Source organism: Arthrobacter sp. Y3223065, from assembly GCF_059090885.1.
The window spans coordinates 204,093-219,953 of record NZ_JBNHGC010000007.1 but is presented as its reverse complement, the minus strand read 5'-3'; the positions used below and the strand labels follow the sequence as shown (position 1 = coordinate 219,953).

General features: G+C 66.6%; 15 protein-coding genes and 1 tRNA gene. 10 read left to right on the top strand and 6 right to left on the bottom strand.

The features are described 5' to 3' along the window. The first annotated feature begins 133 nt into the window (after positions 1–133). The 3 genes from AC5RUK_RS17205 to AC5RUK_RS17195 are packed head-to-tail and all read left to right on the top strand — an operon-like array spanning position 134 to position 2,745. Positions 134–619, top strand: coding sequence for an SRPBCC domain-containing protein (locus AC5RUK_RS17205; RefSeq protein ID WP_494152952.1), 486 nt, complete (start codon positions 134–136; stop codon positions 617–619). Next, complete coding sequence (locus AC5RUK_RS17200) at positions 616–2,052, top strand: FAD-binding oxidoreductase (RefSeq protein WP_494152951.1); 1,437 nt, start codon at positions 616–618, stop codon at positions 2,050–2,052. The genes AC5RUK_RS17205 and AC5RUK_RS17200 overlap by 4 nt, the downstream gene beginning before the upstream one ends. A 60-nt stretch (positions 2,053–2,112) precedes the next feature. Further along, complete coding sequence (locus AC5RUK_RS17195; protein WP_494108379.1) at positions 2,113–2,745, top strand: class I SAM-dependent methyltransferase; 633 nt, start codon at positions 2,113–2,115, stop codon at positions 2,743–2,745. A gap of 6 nt (positions 2,746–2,751) precedes the next feature. On the opposite strand, the gene AC5RUK_RS17190 is transcribed toward AC5RUK_RS17195, so the two are convergent. From AC5RUK_RS17190 to otsA, 4 genes are all read right to left on the bottom strand, one after another. Next, positions 2,752–4,086 (bottom strand): DUF4032 domain-containing protein, encoded by a 1,335-nt coding sequence (locus AC5RUK_RS17190; RefSeq protein ID WP_493987559.1) that lies wholly within the window; start codon positions 4,084–4,086, stop codon positions 2,752–2,754. 26 nt (positions 4,087–4,112) lie between these two features. Next, positions 4,113–5,267 carry an ABC transporter ATP-binding protein gene (locus AC5RUK_RS17185; protein ID WP_493987560.1) on the bottom strand — a complete coding sequence of 385 codons (1,155 nt, stop codon included), beginning with the start codon at positions 5,265–5,267 and terminating at the stop codon, positions 4,113–4,115. 155 nt (positions 5,268–5,422) lie between these two features. After that, positions 5,423–6,199 carry a trehalose-phosphatase gene (otsB, locus tag AC5RUK_RS17180; RefSeq protein WP_494152954.1) on the bottom strand — a complete coding sequence of 259 codons (777 nt, stop codon included), beginning with the start codon at positions 6,197–6,199 and terminating at the stop codon, positions 5,423–5,425. A gap of 106 nt (positions 6,200–6,305) precedes the next feature. Beyond that, complete coding sequence (gene otsA, locus AC5RUK_RS17175; RefSeq protein WP_493988227.1) at positions 6,306–7,748, bottom strand: alpha,alpha-trehalose-phosphate synthase (UDP-forming); 1,443 nt, start codon at positions 7,746–7,748, stop codon at positions 6,306–6,308. Positions 7,749–7,958: 210 nt separating this feature from the next. On the opposite strand from otsA, the gene AC5RUK_RS17170 reads away from it, so the two are divergent. From AC5RUK_RS17170 to AC5RUK_RS17155, 4 genes are all read left to right on the top strand, one after another. Further along, a complete protein-coding gene (locus AC5RUK_RS17170; protein WP_494152950.1) occupies positions 7,959–8,831 on the top strand; it encodes a DsbA family protein in 873 nt (290 codons plus the stop codon). Between the two features lie 125 nt (positions 8,832–8,956). Continuing rightward, positions 8,957–9,033: transfer RNA gene (locus AC5RUK_RS17165), tRNA-Thr, on the top strand. Positions 9,034–9,171: 138 nt separating this feature from the next. Continuing rightward, a complete protein-coding gene (locus AC5RUK_RS17160) occupies positions 9,172–9,378 on the top strand; it encodes a helix-turn-helix transcriptional regulator (RefSeq protein WP_494152949.1) in 207 nt (68 codons plus the stop codon). Then, positions 9,378–10,592 carry a tyrosine-type recombinase/integrase gene (locus AC5RUK_RS17155; RefSeq protein ID WP_494152948.1) on the top strand — a complete coding sequence of 405 codons (1,215 nt, stop codon included), beginning with the start codon at positions 9,378–9,380 and terminating at the stop codon, positions 10,590–10,592. The genes AC5RUK_RS17160 and AC5RUK_RS17155 overlap by 1 nt, the downstream gene beginning before the upstream one ends. A 276-nt stretch (positions 10,593–10,868) precedes the next feature. On the opposite strand, the gene AC5RUK_RS17150 is transcribed toward AC5RUK_RS17155, so the two are convergent. Next, complete coding sequence (locus AC5RUK_RS17150) at positions 10,869–11,540, bottom strand: DUF6308 family protein (RefSeq protein WP_494152947.1); 672 nt, start codon at positions 11,538–11,540, stop codon at positions 10,869–10,871. Between the two features lie 674 nt (positions 11,541–12,214). Here AC5RUK_RS17150 and AC5RUK_RS17145 point away from each other — a divergent pair. Further along, entirely contained in the window at positions 12,215–12,412 is a 198-nt protein-coding gene (locus AC5RUK_RS17145) for a helix-turn-helix transcriptional regulator (RefSeq protein WP_494152946.1), read from the top strand. A 203-nt stretch (positions 12,413–12,615) separates the two neighbouring features. Here the strand turns inward: AC5RUK_RS17145 and AC5RUK_RS17140 are convergent, their stop codons facing one another. Continuing rightward, on the bottom strand, positions 12,616–13,959 hold the full coding sequence (locus tag AC5RUK_RS17140) for an aldehyde dehydrogenase family protein (protein ID WP_494152945.1): 1,344 nt from the start codon (positions 13,957–13,959) through the stop codon (positions 12,616–12,618). On the opposite strand from AC5RUK_RS17140, the gene AC5RUK_RS17135 reads away from it, so the two are divergent. Together AC5RUK_RS17135 and AC5RUK_RS17130 are read left to right on the top strand one after the other, a co-directional pair. Further along, positions 13,937–14,338 carry a Bax inhibitor-1/YccA family membrane protein gene (locus AC5RUK_RS17135; protein ID WP_494152944.1) on the top strand — a complete coding sequence of 134 codons (402 nt, stop codon included), beginning with the start codon at positions 13,937–13,939 and terminating at the stop codon, positions 14,336–14,338. The genes AC5RUK_RS17140 and AC5RUK_RS17135 overlap by 23 nt on opposite strands. A gap of 102 nt (positions 14,339–14,440) precedes the next feature. After that, entirely contained in the window at positions 14,441–14,689 is a 249-nt protein-coding gene (locus tag AC5RUK_RS17130) for a hypothetical protein (protein WP_494152943.1), read from the top strand. The last annotated feature ends 1,172 nt before the right edge of the window (positions 14,690–15,861 follow it).

Here is a 15,861-nt window from a genome sequence, read left to right as displayed (position 1 = left end):
GCACTCGGGAGGGTGTGGGAGAGTAGGTCGCCGCCGGACATTCTTTGAACACGGGAAGGCCCCGCCAACGATGGCGGGGCCTTCCCGCGTTTAACCACCAACCACCCCACCCAACCGGGACTAGGCTGGGGCTATGAATTCGTCCTTGTTCTCCCACGCGCCGCGCGAGCCGGAACCATCCAAGAGCGCAGATCCAATCCACTGCCGCGTCACCGTTCCGCGGGACAGCCGGGAGGCTTTCAGTGGCTTCACCGATCTCATTCATTTGTGGTGGCCGGTAGACAGCCAAAGCGTGGGCGGTGAGGGCAGCCACGTGGAGTTCGAAGACCACGTGCTGACAGAAACGACCCTGGACGATGAGGTCCACGTCTGGGGCGAGATTTTGGAATGGGCTTCCGGCAGCCACTTGCGCTGCACTTGGCACCCGGACACGGGTCCCGGGTCCTCGGGGCAAGTCGACGTCGACTTCGTGGCCGTCGGCGACGCCCGCACGGAGGTGCGGCTGACCCACTCCGGCTGGGAGAACATGCCCGAGCGCGGGCGGGAGCGGGCCGCCTATGCCGCGGGTTGGCCGCAGGTGCTCGACCGCTACGTCCGGTTCATGGGAGGCACCGCGTGAGCAGCAAGCATCACGGAACTGCCCCCGGCGGCATCGAGCGCGTGACTGACTCTTTTCTTGAGGACCTTCAGTGTGCGTTGCCCACAGGGTTGGTCAGCACGGAACCGGCGGATTTGGCTGCCTGTGCCACCGACCAAGGCCCGGTCCTCGACCACCAGCTGCCCATCGCCGTCGTCCGCGCGCAGAGTGTGGAGGACGTGCAGGCCGTGATGAGCGCCGCGCATGCGGCGGGGGTGCCGGTAGTGTGCCGCGGGGCCGGCACGGGGGTGTCCGGCGGCGCGCACGCGTCCAAAGGCTGCCTGGTGCTGAGCCTGGCGGCCATGAACCGGATCCTGGAGATCCATCCGGAGGACGAGATCGCCCGCGTGGAACCGGGCGTGATCAACGCCGACCTGAACGCCGCCGTCGCCGAGTATGGGCTGATGTACGCGCCGGACCCGGCCAGCTACCGCAGCTCGACGATTGGCGGGAACATCGCGACGAATGCCGGCGGGCTGCGCTGTGCCAAGTACGGGGTGACGCGGGAATCCGTGCTGGCGCTGGACGTTGTGCTCGCCGACGGGACGCTGATCCACACCGGCCACAGGACGTTCAAGGGCGTCGCCGGTTACGACCTGACCGGACTGTTCGTTGGCTCCGAGGGGACCTTGGGCGTGGTGGTCGGAGCGACGCTGCGGCTGCGCTATCTGCCTGCCGCCCTGGAGACGGTGGCAGCGTTCTTCCCCGACGTGGCAACTGCCGCTGCCGGGGTTTTGGCGGTGGGGCGGGCGCGGGTCCAGCCAGCGATCATGGAACTGCTGGACGGAAACACCATGGCGCAGCTGGACCGGGAGCAAGGTTCCAACCTGCGCAGCCGCGGCGGGGCGCTGTTGCTGATCCAGACGGACGGCTATGCGGCCGACGTGGAAGCCGGCATCATCCGCGGGGTCCTCACCGGGCTCGGCGGCGAGATCAAGGCGGCGGACACCGCCGAAGCGGTCCGGCTGATGGATCTGCGCCGGCACAGCCGCGGCGCCGAGGTGGACGATGACTACCGGGTGGGGGAAGACGTCGCGGTCCCCCGGTCCCAGCTGGTGCACTACATCAACGAACTGCAGAAAATCGCCGAGCGCCACGGCGTCGGACTCAAAGTGGTGGCGCACGCCGGCGACGGCAACCTGCATCCGACCTTCTGGGTCGGACGCGGGGACGTAACCAAGGTGGCAGCGCTCAACGAGGCGCTGGACGAGTCCATCGACGTCGGGCTCGCGCTGGGCGGCACGATTAGCGGCGAGCACGGCATCGGACAGTTCAAGGTGCGGTGGCTGGGGCGGGAGCAGCGCGAAGAGGTGTTGGAACTGCAGCGCCGGCTGAGGGACGTGTTCGACCCGCGGGGGTTGCTCAATCCGGGCAAGGCGTTGCCGGCGCGGATCTCAGAGCACACGTCGGCCTGAGCCGGTTCGGTCGCGCGACATGCGGGCCGGCCGCGCGCCCGCCACGCGTAGGCTGGTGGCATGAGGAAAGAGACGTTGTGGGAAGAAATGAAGCGCCGGAATCCGGGCCATTCGGCCTGGTACATCCAGCGCTTCGAGCAGATGCGCGCCGAAGGCACCGACCTGCACGGTGAGGCCCGGCTGGTGGACGCGATGGTGCCGCGCGGCAGCCGGATCCTCGACGCCGGATGCGGACCGGGGCGGCTGGGCGGCGAACTGGCGCGCCGCGGACACACGGTGGTCGGCGTCGACATCGATCCCGAGCTGATCGAAGCGGCACGCACGGACCATCCGGACTGCACCTGGCTGGTCGGCGACCTGGCGGAGCTGGACCTGCCCGCCCAAGGCATCGCCGAGCCGTTCGACGTGATTGTCAGCGCCGGCAACGTGCTGACCTTCCTCGCCCCGGGCACCTCGGGCGAGGTGCTGCGGAACCTGGCCGGCCACCTGGCTCCGGCGGGCCGGCTCGTGGCCGGGTTCGGCGCCGGCCGGGGCTACGACTTCGACGAGTTTTTCTCCGACGCCGCGGCGGCGGGCCTGGCGGCCGACCTGCGGTTGGCCACCTGGGACCTGCGGCCGTTCACTCCGTCGTCGGACTTCCTCGTGGCAATCTTCAGCAAGACCGGAGGGCAGCAGCAGCCCGGACCCGCCTGAGCGCAGTCAGCCTTCGTCGGTCTCGGCCGCGTCCAGGGCGGCGGCGGTTCGCGCATCCGGATCGAGCATGATGGCGGCCTCGTCGCGGCGGTGCCGCAGCACCGTATCGACGTACGACTGCACTGCCTCCGCCAGCGGCACGTTCCGGTCCTGCGCCTCGGAGATATACCAGCGGTGCTCGAGCACCTGGTGGACCACCTCGGCCGGTTCCAGCTTGCCCGCCAGTTCGCGCGGGATGGCCCGGACGATCGGTTCGAAGACATGACGGACCCAGCTGTGGGCGCTGATCTCCTCGCTCTGCTCCGGCTGGTTGTCCGCCCGGTAGGCATCCAGGTCGTTGAGCAGCCGGCGCGCCTGGTTCGCCTGCACATCGAGGCCCGTGAGCCGCAGCAGCCGGCGCTGGTGGTGTCCGGCGTCCACCACCTTGGGCTGGAGTTGGATGGTGGCTCCGTCGGCGGTGGTATTGATCGAGAACTCCTCCACATCGAACCCCAGGTCGTTCAGGCGGCGGATGCGGGCGTTGACCCGCCACCGCTCACCCAGGTCGAACGATTCCTGCGCCGTCAATTCCACCCACAGCTTGCGGTAGCTGTCCATGATCCGCTCGCTGGTCGCCACCGGATCCACTCTTTCCTCGAGCAGCCCGCCCTCGACGAGGTCCATCATCTCGCCGGCGATATTCACCCGGGCGATCTCAAGGTCGTGCTCGCGCTGGCCGTCCGAGAGCCGCTGGTGCAGTTCGCCGGTTTCGGCGTCCACCAGATAGGCAGCGAACGCTCCGGCATCCCGCCGGAAGAGCGTGTTGGACAGCGAAACATCGCCCCAGAAGAACCCCACCAGGTGAAGGCGCACCAGCAGCAGCGCCTGCGCGTCGATCAGGCGGGTCAGGGTCTCCCGCCGCAGCGTCTGGGAAAACAGGGCGCGGTACGGCAGCGAGAAACGAAGATGCCGGGTGACCAGCACCGGCTGCAGGGGAGTGCCGTCGGTGCGCAGCCGCCCGGTCATCACGGCCACCGGTTCCACACAGGGGATAGCCAGCCGCTGCAGCCTGCGCAGCATCTGGTATTCGTGCCGGGCGGCGTCTTCGCCGGTCTCCTTGATCGCCACCACGCCCGCGCCCAGCGGAGCGAACCGGACCACGTGCCGGGACAGCCCGCGGGGCAACGCGGCCAGGTTTTCCGGCGGCCAGTCTTCGAGGGCCAAATGCCACGGCAGATCCAGCAGCCGCTCGTCGGTGGTAGCCGCGGTGATGCTCAGGGACGCTATCGACGCGGCCCCGCCGGACAGGGCCGTGTCCGCGGCACCCTGGACGGGGCCGCCGGTGCCGGGATGGTCAGCCATGATGACTACATCCTAGGCTCGGAGACCTAGTCGGCCGTCTTGCCGGCTTCGATCGGAGTATTGAGGTCCGCCACCGACGCCGGCGGGGTGTCGGGGGCATGCTCGCCCAGCCGCAGCCCGTTCTGGGTGTCGAACAGGTGCACGTGACCCTCCTTGGGCCGCACATACGTGGTGCTGCCGGCCGGCGGCGGGGTGCGTCCGTCCACGCGGCCGGTGATGTCGTAGCGCTTTCCGTCCAGCTCGGTGTGCCCGTAGACGTATGCATCGGCGCCCAGTTCCTCGACGACGTCCACGAACACCGCGAGCCCCTGGCCGTCCTCGGCGCGCTCCAGGTCCTCCGGCCGGACTCCCAACGTCACGGTGTTTCCGTGCGCGGCGTCCAGCAGGTTGCGCGGCACCGGGTACGTCAGGCCGCCGAACTGCACACCGCCGTCGGTCACGGGAAGTTCGAGCAGGTTCATGGCCGGCGAACCGATGAAGCCGGCCACGAAGACGTTCGCCGGCCGGTCGTAGAGGGCGCGCGGGGTGTCCACCTGCTGCAGGATGCCGTCCTTGAGCACCGCCACGCGGTCGCCCATGGTCATGGCTTCGACCTGGTCGTGGGTGACGTAGACGGTGGTGACGCCCAGCCGGCGGGTCAGGGAGGCGATCTGCGTGCGGGTCTGCACGCGCAGCTTGGCGTCCAGGTTGGACAGCGGTTCATCCATCAGGAACACCTGCGGGTTCCGCACGATCGCCCGGCCCATCGCCACGCGCTGGCGCTGGCCGCCGGAGAGCGCCTTGGGCTTGCGGTCCAGGTACTCCTCCAGGTCCAGCAGCTTGGCTGCCTCGCGGACCCGCTCGTTGCGTTCTTCCTTGGGCACGCCGGCGATCTTCAGGGCGAAACCCATGTTGTCGGCAACGGACATGTGCGGGTACAGCGCGTAGTTCTGGAACACCATGGCGATGTCGCGGTCTTTCGGCGGTACGTCGGTGACGTCGCGGTCGCCGATCAGGATCCGTCCCGAATTGACGTCTTCCAGGCCGGCCAGCATCCGCAGCGAGGTGGACTTGCCGCAGCCCGACGGGCCTACGAGGACCAGGAACTCGCCGTCGGCGATCTCCAGCTTGAGGCTGTCCACCGCAGGCTTTTCGGTGCCCGGGTATAAGCGCGTGGCATTGTCGAACGTTACCGTTGCCATGTCGTTTCCCTTCACGGGCAGGTACGTGCCCGACGATCCGTAGTGATGGGTGCGTATTCAGTTTCCGAGCCCGCCGCACAACGGTGTGAGGCGGCTCACGCCCTCAGTATGCCACGGCTGTCAACGCGCCCCGGGCCGGACGTGCGTACGCCGCGCTAGGCCGGCCGGGCAGCGGCCCGCAGCTCGGCCAGCAGGGCCAGCGCGGCGGCGAAGGTCTGCGGCGAGTCCACCCGGTAGGCCGCGGCGGTGTCGCCCGGCCCCACCTTGACGCCGACGTCGGAGTCCCGCAGCACGGCGAAGGCATGTTCGTCGGTCACGTCGTCGCCGGCGAAGAAGACGGCGGTCGCGCCGGTGAAAGAGCGCAGCAGTCCCAGGCCCTGGCCCTTGTCGGCACTCAGCACCGACGTCTCCAGCACGCGCTTGCCGTCGCTGATGTGCAGCCCGGGGACCTCCCGGAGCGCGGCGCGGGCCCGATCCGTGGCCGCCGCCGCCACGTCGTCGGCGGCCGTGCGGGTATGGAGTACGACGCCGGCCGGCTTGGCTTCCAGCCGGGTGCCCGGGTGGGCGGCCACGACTTTTTCGACGACGGCGGTCGCCGCCGCCAGCGCCTGCTGCTGCGCTTCGTCCAGCACCAGCGGAGGGCTGTTCGGGCCGGTGAAAACCTCGCCGCCGTGCGAGCCGATGAGCAGCGTCCGGTCGTCCGGAGAGGCGACGGCGCGCAGGCTGGCCAGCGCCCGGCCGGAGATGAAGGCGGTGGACGTCCCCGGCAGGGCTGCCAACGCGGCAACGGCGGCTGCCGAGGCCGGCAGGGGACGGGCGTCCTCCGCCCGCGGCACGATCGGCGCGAGCACGCCGTCGAAGTCCAGCGCCACCAGCAGCGTCTCGGTGCGGGCGAGCTGCTCCAGCGCAGCCCGCAGATCCAGCGGCACCAGATCCCGGCCGGCACCGGCGTCGGGGACTGCGGCGTCTGGGACACCGGCGTCAGGGGCACCGGCGTCGGGGACTGCGGGCACGCGAGACTGCCCCGCGTCGCGGCGCTCAGTCATCGGCCTGCGGCTGTTGGAGCGCCTTCAGGAAGGCGCGCGACCAGTGCTCGACGTCGTTCTGCAGGATCTGCCGGCGCATGGCCCGCATCCGGCGGGTTGCCTCGGCCGGCGGGATATTGATCGCCCGGACGATGGCATCCTTAAGCCCGTCGATGTCATGCGGGTTGACCAGGATGGCCTGCTTGAGCTGGTCGGCGGCACCAGCGAATTCGCTGAGCACGAGCGCGCCGTCCACGCCCTTGCGGGAGGCAACGTACTCCTTGGCCACCAGGTTCATGCCGTCGCGCAGCGCGGTCACCAGCATCACGTCCGCGGCCAGGTAGAGCGCCACCATCTCCTCCACCGGGTAGCTGTGGTGCAGGTAGCGGATGGCGGTGTTTTCCAGGGTGTCGAACGTGCCGTTGATCCTGCCCACCGAACCTTCGATTTCCTCACGCAGCAGCCGGTAGGACTCGACGCGCTCGCGGCTGGGCGAGGCCACCTGGATCAGCACGGCGTTCTCCACGTCCACCTTGCCGTCCTCCAACAGTTCGCCATACGCCTTGACCCGGTGCCGGATGCCCTTGGTGTAGTCCAGCCGGTCCACGCCCAGCAAGACGGTGTCGGGGTTGCCCAGCTCCTGCCGGATCTGCTCGGACCGGGCGATCACATCCGGCCGATTGGCCAGCTCGCTGATATGGGCCACGTCGATCGAGATCGGGAAGGCGCCGGCCCTGCAGAGGCGGGCACCGCCGTCGTTGTCAACCACGTGCACCTGCTGCTGGCGCACATTCAGACCGCTGAAGCGCCGCACGCAGCGCAGGAAGTTGCTGGTGTCGCTGGGGCGCTGGAAGCCCACCAGGTCCGCGCCGAGCAGGCCCTCAATCACCTGCCGGCGCCATGGCAGCTGGGCGAAGATCTCCAGCGGGGGGAACGGGATGTGGTTGAAGAAACCGATCTTCAGGTCCGGGCGCATCTCGCGCAACAGCTTGGGAACCAGCTGCAACTGGTAGTCCTGCACCCAGATCGTCGCACCCTCGGCGGCGATCTCCGCGGTTGCCTCGGCGAAGCGCCGGTTGACCGTTTTGTAGCACTCCCACCAGGCGCGGTGGAACTCCGGCGGGGCAATCACGTCATGGTAGAGCGGCCAGAGCGTGGCGTTGGAGAAGCCTTCGTAATACAACTCGACGTCGTCGGCGCTCAGGGTCACCGGGACCAGATGCATGTTGTCGTGGTCGAACGGGTCAACTTTCTCGTCCGGCACCCCCGGCCAGCCCACCCAGGCTCCGTCGGTCTTCGCCATCACCGGAGCCAGCGCCGTAACCAGTCCGCCGGGCGAGCGCCGCCAGGGGCCCTGGCCGTCGTCCTCGGGGGCGCGGTCCACCGGAAGGCGGTTGGAGACGACGATCAGGTCGTACTCCCCGAACTGAGGTCCTTCTGCTTCCTGACCGTTCATCTCTGCGGAATTCGCCAATTGACCTCTCCTTTGTGTATACCGTCCTGTTCATGACTTTATAAGGAATGGCAACCTGAGGCTTCCCCGGGGGCGCACTGAGGCAGTAAACGTGAACGCGGCCACTCGTTCCGCCTGAACATTGAAGTTGCAACTAAACTAGGTCTGTAGTGCCCTGCCTGGGCGAAGCAGACCAAGAAGACGCGAGGATCCATGGCTACCCAACACAGCCCTAAGCCGACCAAGGCCGAGCGCACTGCTGCGGCCCGCGAGAAGGCCCGCCAGATACGCGAAGAGCAGCAGAAGCGCGAAAAGCGGAACTCGCTGCTGGTCAAGGGCGGGGTGGTCGTCGCTGTCCTCGTGATCATCGCCGTGATTGCGGGGGTTGTCATCACCAACCAGCGCGGGCAGGTCGCCGACACCGGTGCTGCGCCGGCCCACGGCAATGAGTTCGGCGGGTACACCATCACCCAGGACGGGCTGGCGGACACCGAGCCCATCCAGGTCGACCTGAACAACATCCCGGAACCGGCCGCCACCGAGGGCGATACCATCGTGCCGCCGGGCGTTGCTGCCGCGCCCGAGGGCGAACCGGCCAACATCGTGGTGTACGTGGACATGGGTTGCCCGGTCTGCAAGGACTTCGAAGGGCAGTACGGCGGGTACCTGACCGACCTCACCTCCTCCGGCGAGGCCACGGTGGAGTACCGCGTGGCGACCTTCCTCGACCGCGTGTCCACCACCAACTACTCATCCCGTGCAGCGAACGCCGTGGCCTGCGTGGCCGACTCCCACCCCGAGGCCTTTAACGGTTACCTGACCCAGCTCTTCGCGCAGCAGCCGACGGAAGGCGGGGCCGGACTGGACAACGCCACCTTGGCGAGCATCGCCGAATCCGCGGGAGCCACCGACGTTGCCTCCTGCATTGACGACGGCGAATTCCGCCCCTGGACCGCGTTCGTGAACCAGACGTTCAACGAATACCAGGTCGGCGGCACCCCGGCGGTCTTCGTTGACGGCCAGAAGTGGACGAACTCCGGCAACTTCCAGGAGTTCGCCCAGGGCATCATCGACGCCCGCGCCTAAGCCATCCGCCGGGCTGGTCCCGGCCGGCATCCAGGCGGCGGCTGCTGCGGTTTCACGCAGGGCCGCCGCCTGGGCTAACCTTATCTAGCCGGTTTTGTCCGGTACGCCGGCCGTAAGGCCAGCACGCCTCCTTAGCTCAGTTGGCCAGAGCACCTGTCTTGTAAACAGGGGGTCGCCGGTTCGAATCCGGCAGGGGGCTCCACGAACCCCTCTCTGACTAGGCAAGACGCCAGTCGAGAGGGGTTTTCTCGTGCTCCGGCAGCCTTCAAACACACGCTTTGCACACGCTTTGCTCAAAAAAGTTCCCCCGTCGGCGGTTCCTCGGGGCATAGAGATCGCCATGGAGCACACCGCTGAAAACGAACCTGTAAAGCTGTTGACTCGGGCGCAGTTGGCGTCCATTTGGGAGATCTCGCCAAAGACCTTGGCGAACTGGGAGAGTGCCGGTGTCGGGCCGCCGCTCATCAAGCTGCGTGGCAACATTGTCCGCTACGAGGAACCGGCCGTGGCCGCCTGGTACCGGGCAAACCGCGAGGTGGCAGCCTGATGGCCCGCGCGAAACTCGCACAGGGTGACTGGACCGCACCGAATGCGAAGAAGAACGAAATCACAGGCGTCTGGAGGGCATGGTGCCGGTTCGGCGGCTACGACGGGAAGACCGTCACGGTCGAGCGCAGCGGCCGCACCAAGGCTATAGCCGAGAAGAACCTGATGGAAGCCCTCATGGAGCGCCGGGAACAGGGGCGCCCCCTGAACGCGCAGGCGACCGTCGCCCAAGTGGCGGCCGCCTGGCTGAGCAGTATCGAACCGCCGGCCGTCGAGGTCGACGACCGCGGCAACCAGGTGACTGCCGAGACCGAGACCAAAGTACGGAGGCAGACCTGGGACCAGTATGAGGGGATGGTTCGTCGACACATTGTCCCGGCCATCGGCGAACTGCGGGCACGCGATCTTCGGACCAGCCAGTGCGAGCGGTTTCTGCACGGCCTGGTGCACGGCAACAGCGGACACTCGACAGCCCGGCTGGCCAGGACGGTCTTGGAACAGCTGATGGGTTATGCGAAGCGGCAGGACCTGGCCCGGGAAAACCCGGTCCGGGACGTGAGCCCGCTGCCAAAGAAGACGAAGTCACCACGGGCCCTGACCGAAGCGAACCTGGCCCAGGTGCGCGACGCGGTGCGCACCTGGCGGACCACTCCCGGAACCTACGGTCCGGCCAACGACGGGGTGCTGGCTGACACCGTGGACCTGCTCCTGGGCAGTGGCTGCCGCGTGGGCGAAATCCTCGCCCTGCGATGGGAAGACGTGCACCTCGGCGGCGACGTCGGGAAGATTGCCATCCGCGGGACCCTGGTGGAGCCGCGCAAGGGGCCGAAGTACCGGCAGGCGTATCCGAAGACCGATGCCGGAAACCGCATTGTGCCGGTGCCCCGGTTCGCCGTCGAGGTGCTGCTGCGCCGCAGCGTTGCCGCGCCCGAAGGCACGGAAGCCGTGCTGTGGAGCTCCCAGACGGGCGGGTACCTGCAGGCCAGCTCCATCCGCCGGTCATTGCGCTCGGCGCTTGCCGGCAGCGGGCTGGAAGGCAAGGTGACCCCTCACGCCTTCCGGCGCACAGTGGCGACGATGCTAGCCCGTGAGCTGTCCGACGGTGCCGCCGCCGAACTGCTGGGGCATTCGAGCGTGGCCATCACACACCGCAGCTACATCGAGCGACTGGCCGAGGTAGCCGACTACCGGACGGTGCTGGAGCGCCTAGGGTAGTGAGCCGTTAAGAAGACCACGCTGCCGCCGAGGTGATCGGCAGCAGCGTGGTCCGGATTGCTCCGATCGTAGAGGGATAGCAGCCCCTAAGAGCGGAGATTCGAATGTACCGCATGACCGGTTTGAACCTATAGTGGGCCGGGGGCCATGTCCTTAAACGGGGAAGCAACGGAATGCCGGAGTAGTGGGGGCAGAGCCGCGACGCGATGTTACTGGTCCAATCGGTGTCCAAGACATAGTCGCCTTCGGCAACCTTCTGAACTGCCGGCGTACCTGCTACCAGACCAAAATATCCAGAAGGCGTAGATCTGTGAGCTCATCAAAACGCCTAACCTGATCCTGCTTAGTGCCATCCGGAGAGTCATATGAGCGCACCCGAGCACGTAGTTCGTCCAGAGCGCCAGAAGCCCGCGCCGCGAGCAGATCATTGCGAACTGCAAGCCAAGTGCGTCGCCTCCATCCAAGATGCGGGTACTGGACCTTAAGCAATCTTGCTGCTGGAGCATATGAGCGGCGGAGATGACTGTCGAGGATGGGGAAGAGACTTGGCATCTTCAGGTGCAAGACTTTGGAGACCTTCGCGAAACTTACGCCCTTAGGTGCTCCTTCGGCGAAGTGCCAGTACAGATCCGACATCGACGAGAAGAGTTGCCCGTCGGTCGCGCCAAGAACGCCAGGATCCGCATCAGAGAGGTCGGCGGTTGCCTCAACCCATGGCGCCGTGCTCGCAGTGTTTACAAAGAATGCGACCTCTCTATTGGAGATCCGTGAGCTGATCTTCCGGGTTCGAACTACTTCCTCAACGGTCAGCTCCGCGGCCACGCCAGTTCCGATAAGGTCAAATGCCGCGGGAGTCTTAGGAGGGTAACGCTCTAGAATATCTAAGGCGTCCTGAATTGTGCGCGCTTTGCCAGCAACGGTCAGTGTCAGCGCTGTATCTGGTCTCATGACGTGATTCTTCCGCACGTTTAACCGTGGAATCAGCACAACGCGCCAGGAGGTTGGCACCGACCGCCGAAACCATCCCCTGCGGGATCGTCGACGTCGGACAAGCCACCGATGGAAACTATTCGCCCGTCCGCCAAGGTCTTGGTGTCGACTATCTGCCACCTTCCGCAGGACCCCCCTCGATGTAGCAGGGAGTGCGCGGGGCAATCGTCTTTTGACCCATGGACGGGACGATCGTTATCCTCAGGGTTCCCGTAAATGTCGGTGGCACCCGTTGCTCGACCGCGAAGCGACTTCACCCAGAGTTCCCCGATCGTCGTCGACCCGTTTATGTCCGCATCGGAATCGGCCTCGGCCCTCATATCGTACCGGGACATAACATTCTCACGGGCTTCGGGCTTAGTCCGGTCGGAAGCCTTCCCCATGTGCAGCCCGCCAGCGGCGCGCCGCCACCGGACCAATGCTTCGATGCGGGCCGTGATCTGGGTATGTCGGCTCCTTTGGGCGTGCTCCATGAACAAAGTTCGGGGAGTGCCGTTGTCGGGAATCCTCCTTGGTTCGTATTCGGTACGACGAAACTACTGGACTTGAGCCAATAATTCAGGGAACGAAACGCAATAGCTGTCACCCGAAAATGGTTCGGCTGCATAGAAGCCGGCATGTCTACTGCACAAATGACCATGACCGTGTCGCGGATGATGACTACGGAGGACGTGGCTGATTATCTCCAGGTTTCCGAGGCGTACGTGAAGAAGCTTCGCCTGATCAATGACGGACCGCGGTTCTTACGGCTCGGCCGATCCATCCGTTATCGTCTGGCAGACGTTGATACTTGGGTGGAATCCAGAGGAAGGAAAGAACCCCGGCGTTAGGCAAGCCGCCTGACCGTGGCCTGCCTGCCCAGGCCCTCATCCTGTAACGACTCGGTGTGGCCCGGTTGCGGAATGTCGTGGCCGGGCCTTTCCCATTGGGTACAGATGTTAGTGCTCCCCGAAGGGGCAATGTTGGGATATGAGACCACAGTAGGGAAGGGCGGCGACTGAAAGTGTTCCAGTCGCCGCCCAATCGTGACGCTTTAGCCGGCGATGACCTGCGGGGCGCCGAGCTGCTTGAGGCCCTCGACACCGAACTCCAGGCCGTAGCCGGACTGCTTGGCTCCGCCGAACGGGACGCGCGGGTCGATGGCGCCGTGCTTGTTGATCCAGACCGTGCCGGCCTCGATCCGGGCCGCGACCTCGCGGGCCTTGGCCGGGTCGGAGGACCAGACCGAGGCGCCCAGGCCGACCTTCAGCGCGTTGGCCATCTCGACGGCCTCGTCCACGGTGGAGTACTTGATGATCGGCAGTGCGGGGCCGAACTGTTCCTCGGCTACCAGCGGGTTGTCGTTGTCGATGTCGGCCACCAGGGTGGCCGGGTAGAAGTAGCCGGGCTGGCCCTTTTCCGGGTTGCCGCCGGTGAGCACGCGGGCGCCGGAGTCCTTGGCTGCCTGCACCAGTTTCGCGACGATGTCGTACTGGGCCTTGTTCTGCAGCGGGCCCAGCACGTTGTTCTCGTCCAGCCCGACGCCCATCGGCATTTGCTCGGCCACCTCGGTGAGCGCGGCGCAGACGTCGTCGTAAATGTCCTCGTGGACGTAGAGGCGCTTCAGCGCTGCGCAGGTCTGCCCGGTGTTGATGAATGCGCCCCAGAACAGGTCCTGCGCGGCGGCCTTCGGGTCGGTGTCCGGCAGCACGATGCCCGCGTCGTTGCCGCCCAGTTCCAGGGTCAGGCGCTTCACCGTGTCCGCGGAGGAGCGGATGATCGCCTTGCCGGTGGCGGTGGAGCCGGTGAACATGACCTTGTCGATGCCCGCGTGTCCGGCCAGGGCCTCGCCCACCTCGCGGCCACCCGGGACTACGTGCAGCACGTTCGCCGGCAGCACGGTGTTGAGCACCTCGGCCAGCGCCAGCACGGACAGCGGGGTGTACTCCGAGGGCTTCATCACCACGGTGTTGCCCATGCGCAGTGCCGGGGCGAGCTGCCAGATGCTGATCATCATCGGCCAGTTCCACGGCCCGATCGCGCCGACGACGCCCAGCGGCCGGTAGTGCAGCTCGGCGTGGTTGCCGTCTTCCTCGACCAGCGTTTCCGGCTCCAGTTCGAACGCGGCGGTGGCGCGCAGCCAGCCCGCGCAGGCGCCGACCTCGAATCGGGCGTTCGGCCCGTTCAGCGGCTTGCCCTGCTCCCTCGAGAGCAGCTCGGCCAGGGCCTCGGCATTGGCCTCCACCGCGTCCGCGGCCCGGTTCAGGTACTCGCTGCGGCCGGCATGGCCGCGCCCGGCCCATTCCGGCTGGACCCGGCGGGCGGCCTCGACGGCGGCGTCCAGCTCGGGCATCGTCCTGCAGGCGACCCTGGCGGTGGCCTGCGTCTCCGCTTCCACCTTCCTGGTCTTCCGGAGGACGGGTGTCCGCGCCACCGGCAGGTTCGTGGCCTTCACGCTGACGGCGATGATCGGCCTGCTGCTGTTCGGCATCGTCAACCTGGTGCTGATGTTCACCGGAGTCATCGAAAGGATGTTCGGCATGTACTCGGCCGCCATCCCCGGTACGTCCATTCCAATGGGCATCCCGCTCGGGATCTTCGCGGTCCTGCTGTGCGCGGCCTGCCTGATCATCGACCTGACCGAAGTCGAGGACGCCGTGAAGTGGGGCCTGACGGCCCAGTACGGCTGGCACCTGGCCTTCGGGCTCATCCTGACCCTGATCTGGATGTACATGGAGATGCTGCGGCTGATCTCGCTGATCCGCGGCAACGACTGACCCGCCGGACCAAGGCCCCGGAAGGACCCCTCCCTCCGGGGCCTTTTCAATGCCGCCGGCGGATATGCTCATGCAGGTTCAAGCACATGACGAGGGGGTGGGATGGTGGGAAATCCAGCATGGGGTGCCGGCTATTATAAAGGTGCCGAAGACGGCTTCCGAGACGGGCGCAATGAAGGCAACCTTGTCGGCCTGATCGAGGGCGTGGCGGTCAGCGCGCTGGCCGTCGGAGCAGTCTGGGGCTACGGGAAGATCAGGGACATTCGGGAGTCCCGGTACGAGAAAAAGCTGTTATCCAGGGAGGCGCTGGAGGGCAGGGGAGAAGCAGACACCGGCCAAGACGGCAAGTAGCCGGGCCCCGGAGGAATCCTCCGGGGCTTTTTCCATGTCTGGCAGCGTCTGCGCATGTGCAGGGGTAAGACCCGTATCCCGCTTCCGAAAGGCACTGCCTGTTCTTTCTTCAAGACAAGTCCCCGTCCCAGGTCCTGTCCGCTTCCGACCTGCCGGCCTGTTCCAAAGGGTCTGTACGCGCTGAAGCGGCGCTTCTACGTACTCACCGGACTCGTCACCAGCCCCGGTACAGGACCCGATGCTGCAGATGCTGCGGCGTGCAGTCTCGAGCACGAGCGCCGCTGTTTGGAGGCCTCGCCGCTGACCGGACCATGGTGGCGCTGCAGGCGCCGTACGAGCTCTGCGCGCGAGCTGCTGGAGCAGGGGCACAAGGACACGATGAAGGCGTTGCGTTCATCCGACGTCGATGTCGTCTATCAGGTCTCGTTCTTGACGGATTCTTCCACGGCAGGCCGTCCGGAGCTGGTCGCCGCGACCGATCGCTCCATGGCGTGAAGGCTGGACCTGGCGTTCGCCGAACGGGAATCGAACTTCACCCACGGCGCCCTCTCCTCCGCCGGCGGGACATAGGATCCCAGGCTTGGTCGGCTCCGGAATGGGTGAGTTCACCATGTTCACCCAGTGTGCGCTGCAGGATCGGAAACACCCTTGGGCATGTCCGGCAACCGATGGCGCCTTGTCACGTCATTTCGACTTGGCTGACTACGGCTAAGCGGTTAAATGGGCCTTGAGAGGGCGCTGTGCGGCCCTGAGCGGCCTTAGGGCGTCAAACCCTGCGGGAGGTACCGTCGTGCCCAGGAAGTGCCGTGGGGGGCCTCACAGTGGCTTTTGCCTGCAGCCCGACCACAGGAGGCTCTCGCCGGACTGAATCTGGACTGGGAGCCTGAGGATCGTTGCCGCACTTGCATTGGCCGCCCGCGCCTCCACTGCCTCGTCTAAGGTGCTGCGCCGCTGGCCGCGATCACCCATGGCCGGAGATGCTGTGTCCGGACCGAATCGGGTAACCACCCGGAGCCGGTGCAGCTCTTGCGGGTTGAACTATGGTCATCGAGGTGTCGGCGAACACGGGCTCGTGAAACCGGCATTTCAACATCCGCTGCGCTTCCTTCGCAGACCTCCTGAGTTGGATCCTCGCGAGCCGGGGTGCCCGAAGTTGGGGGACAGACCTAGGC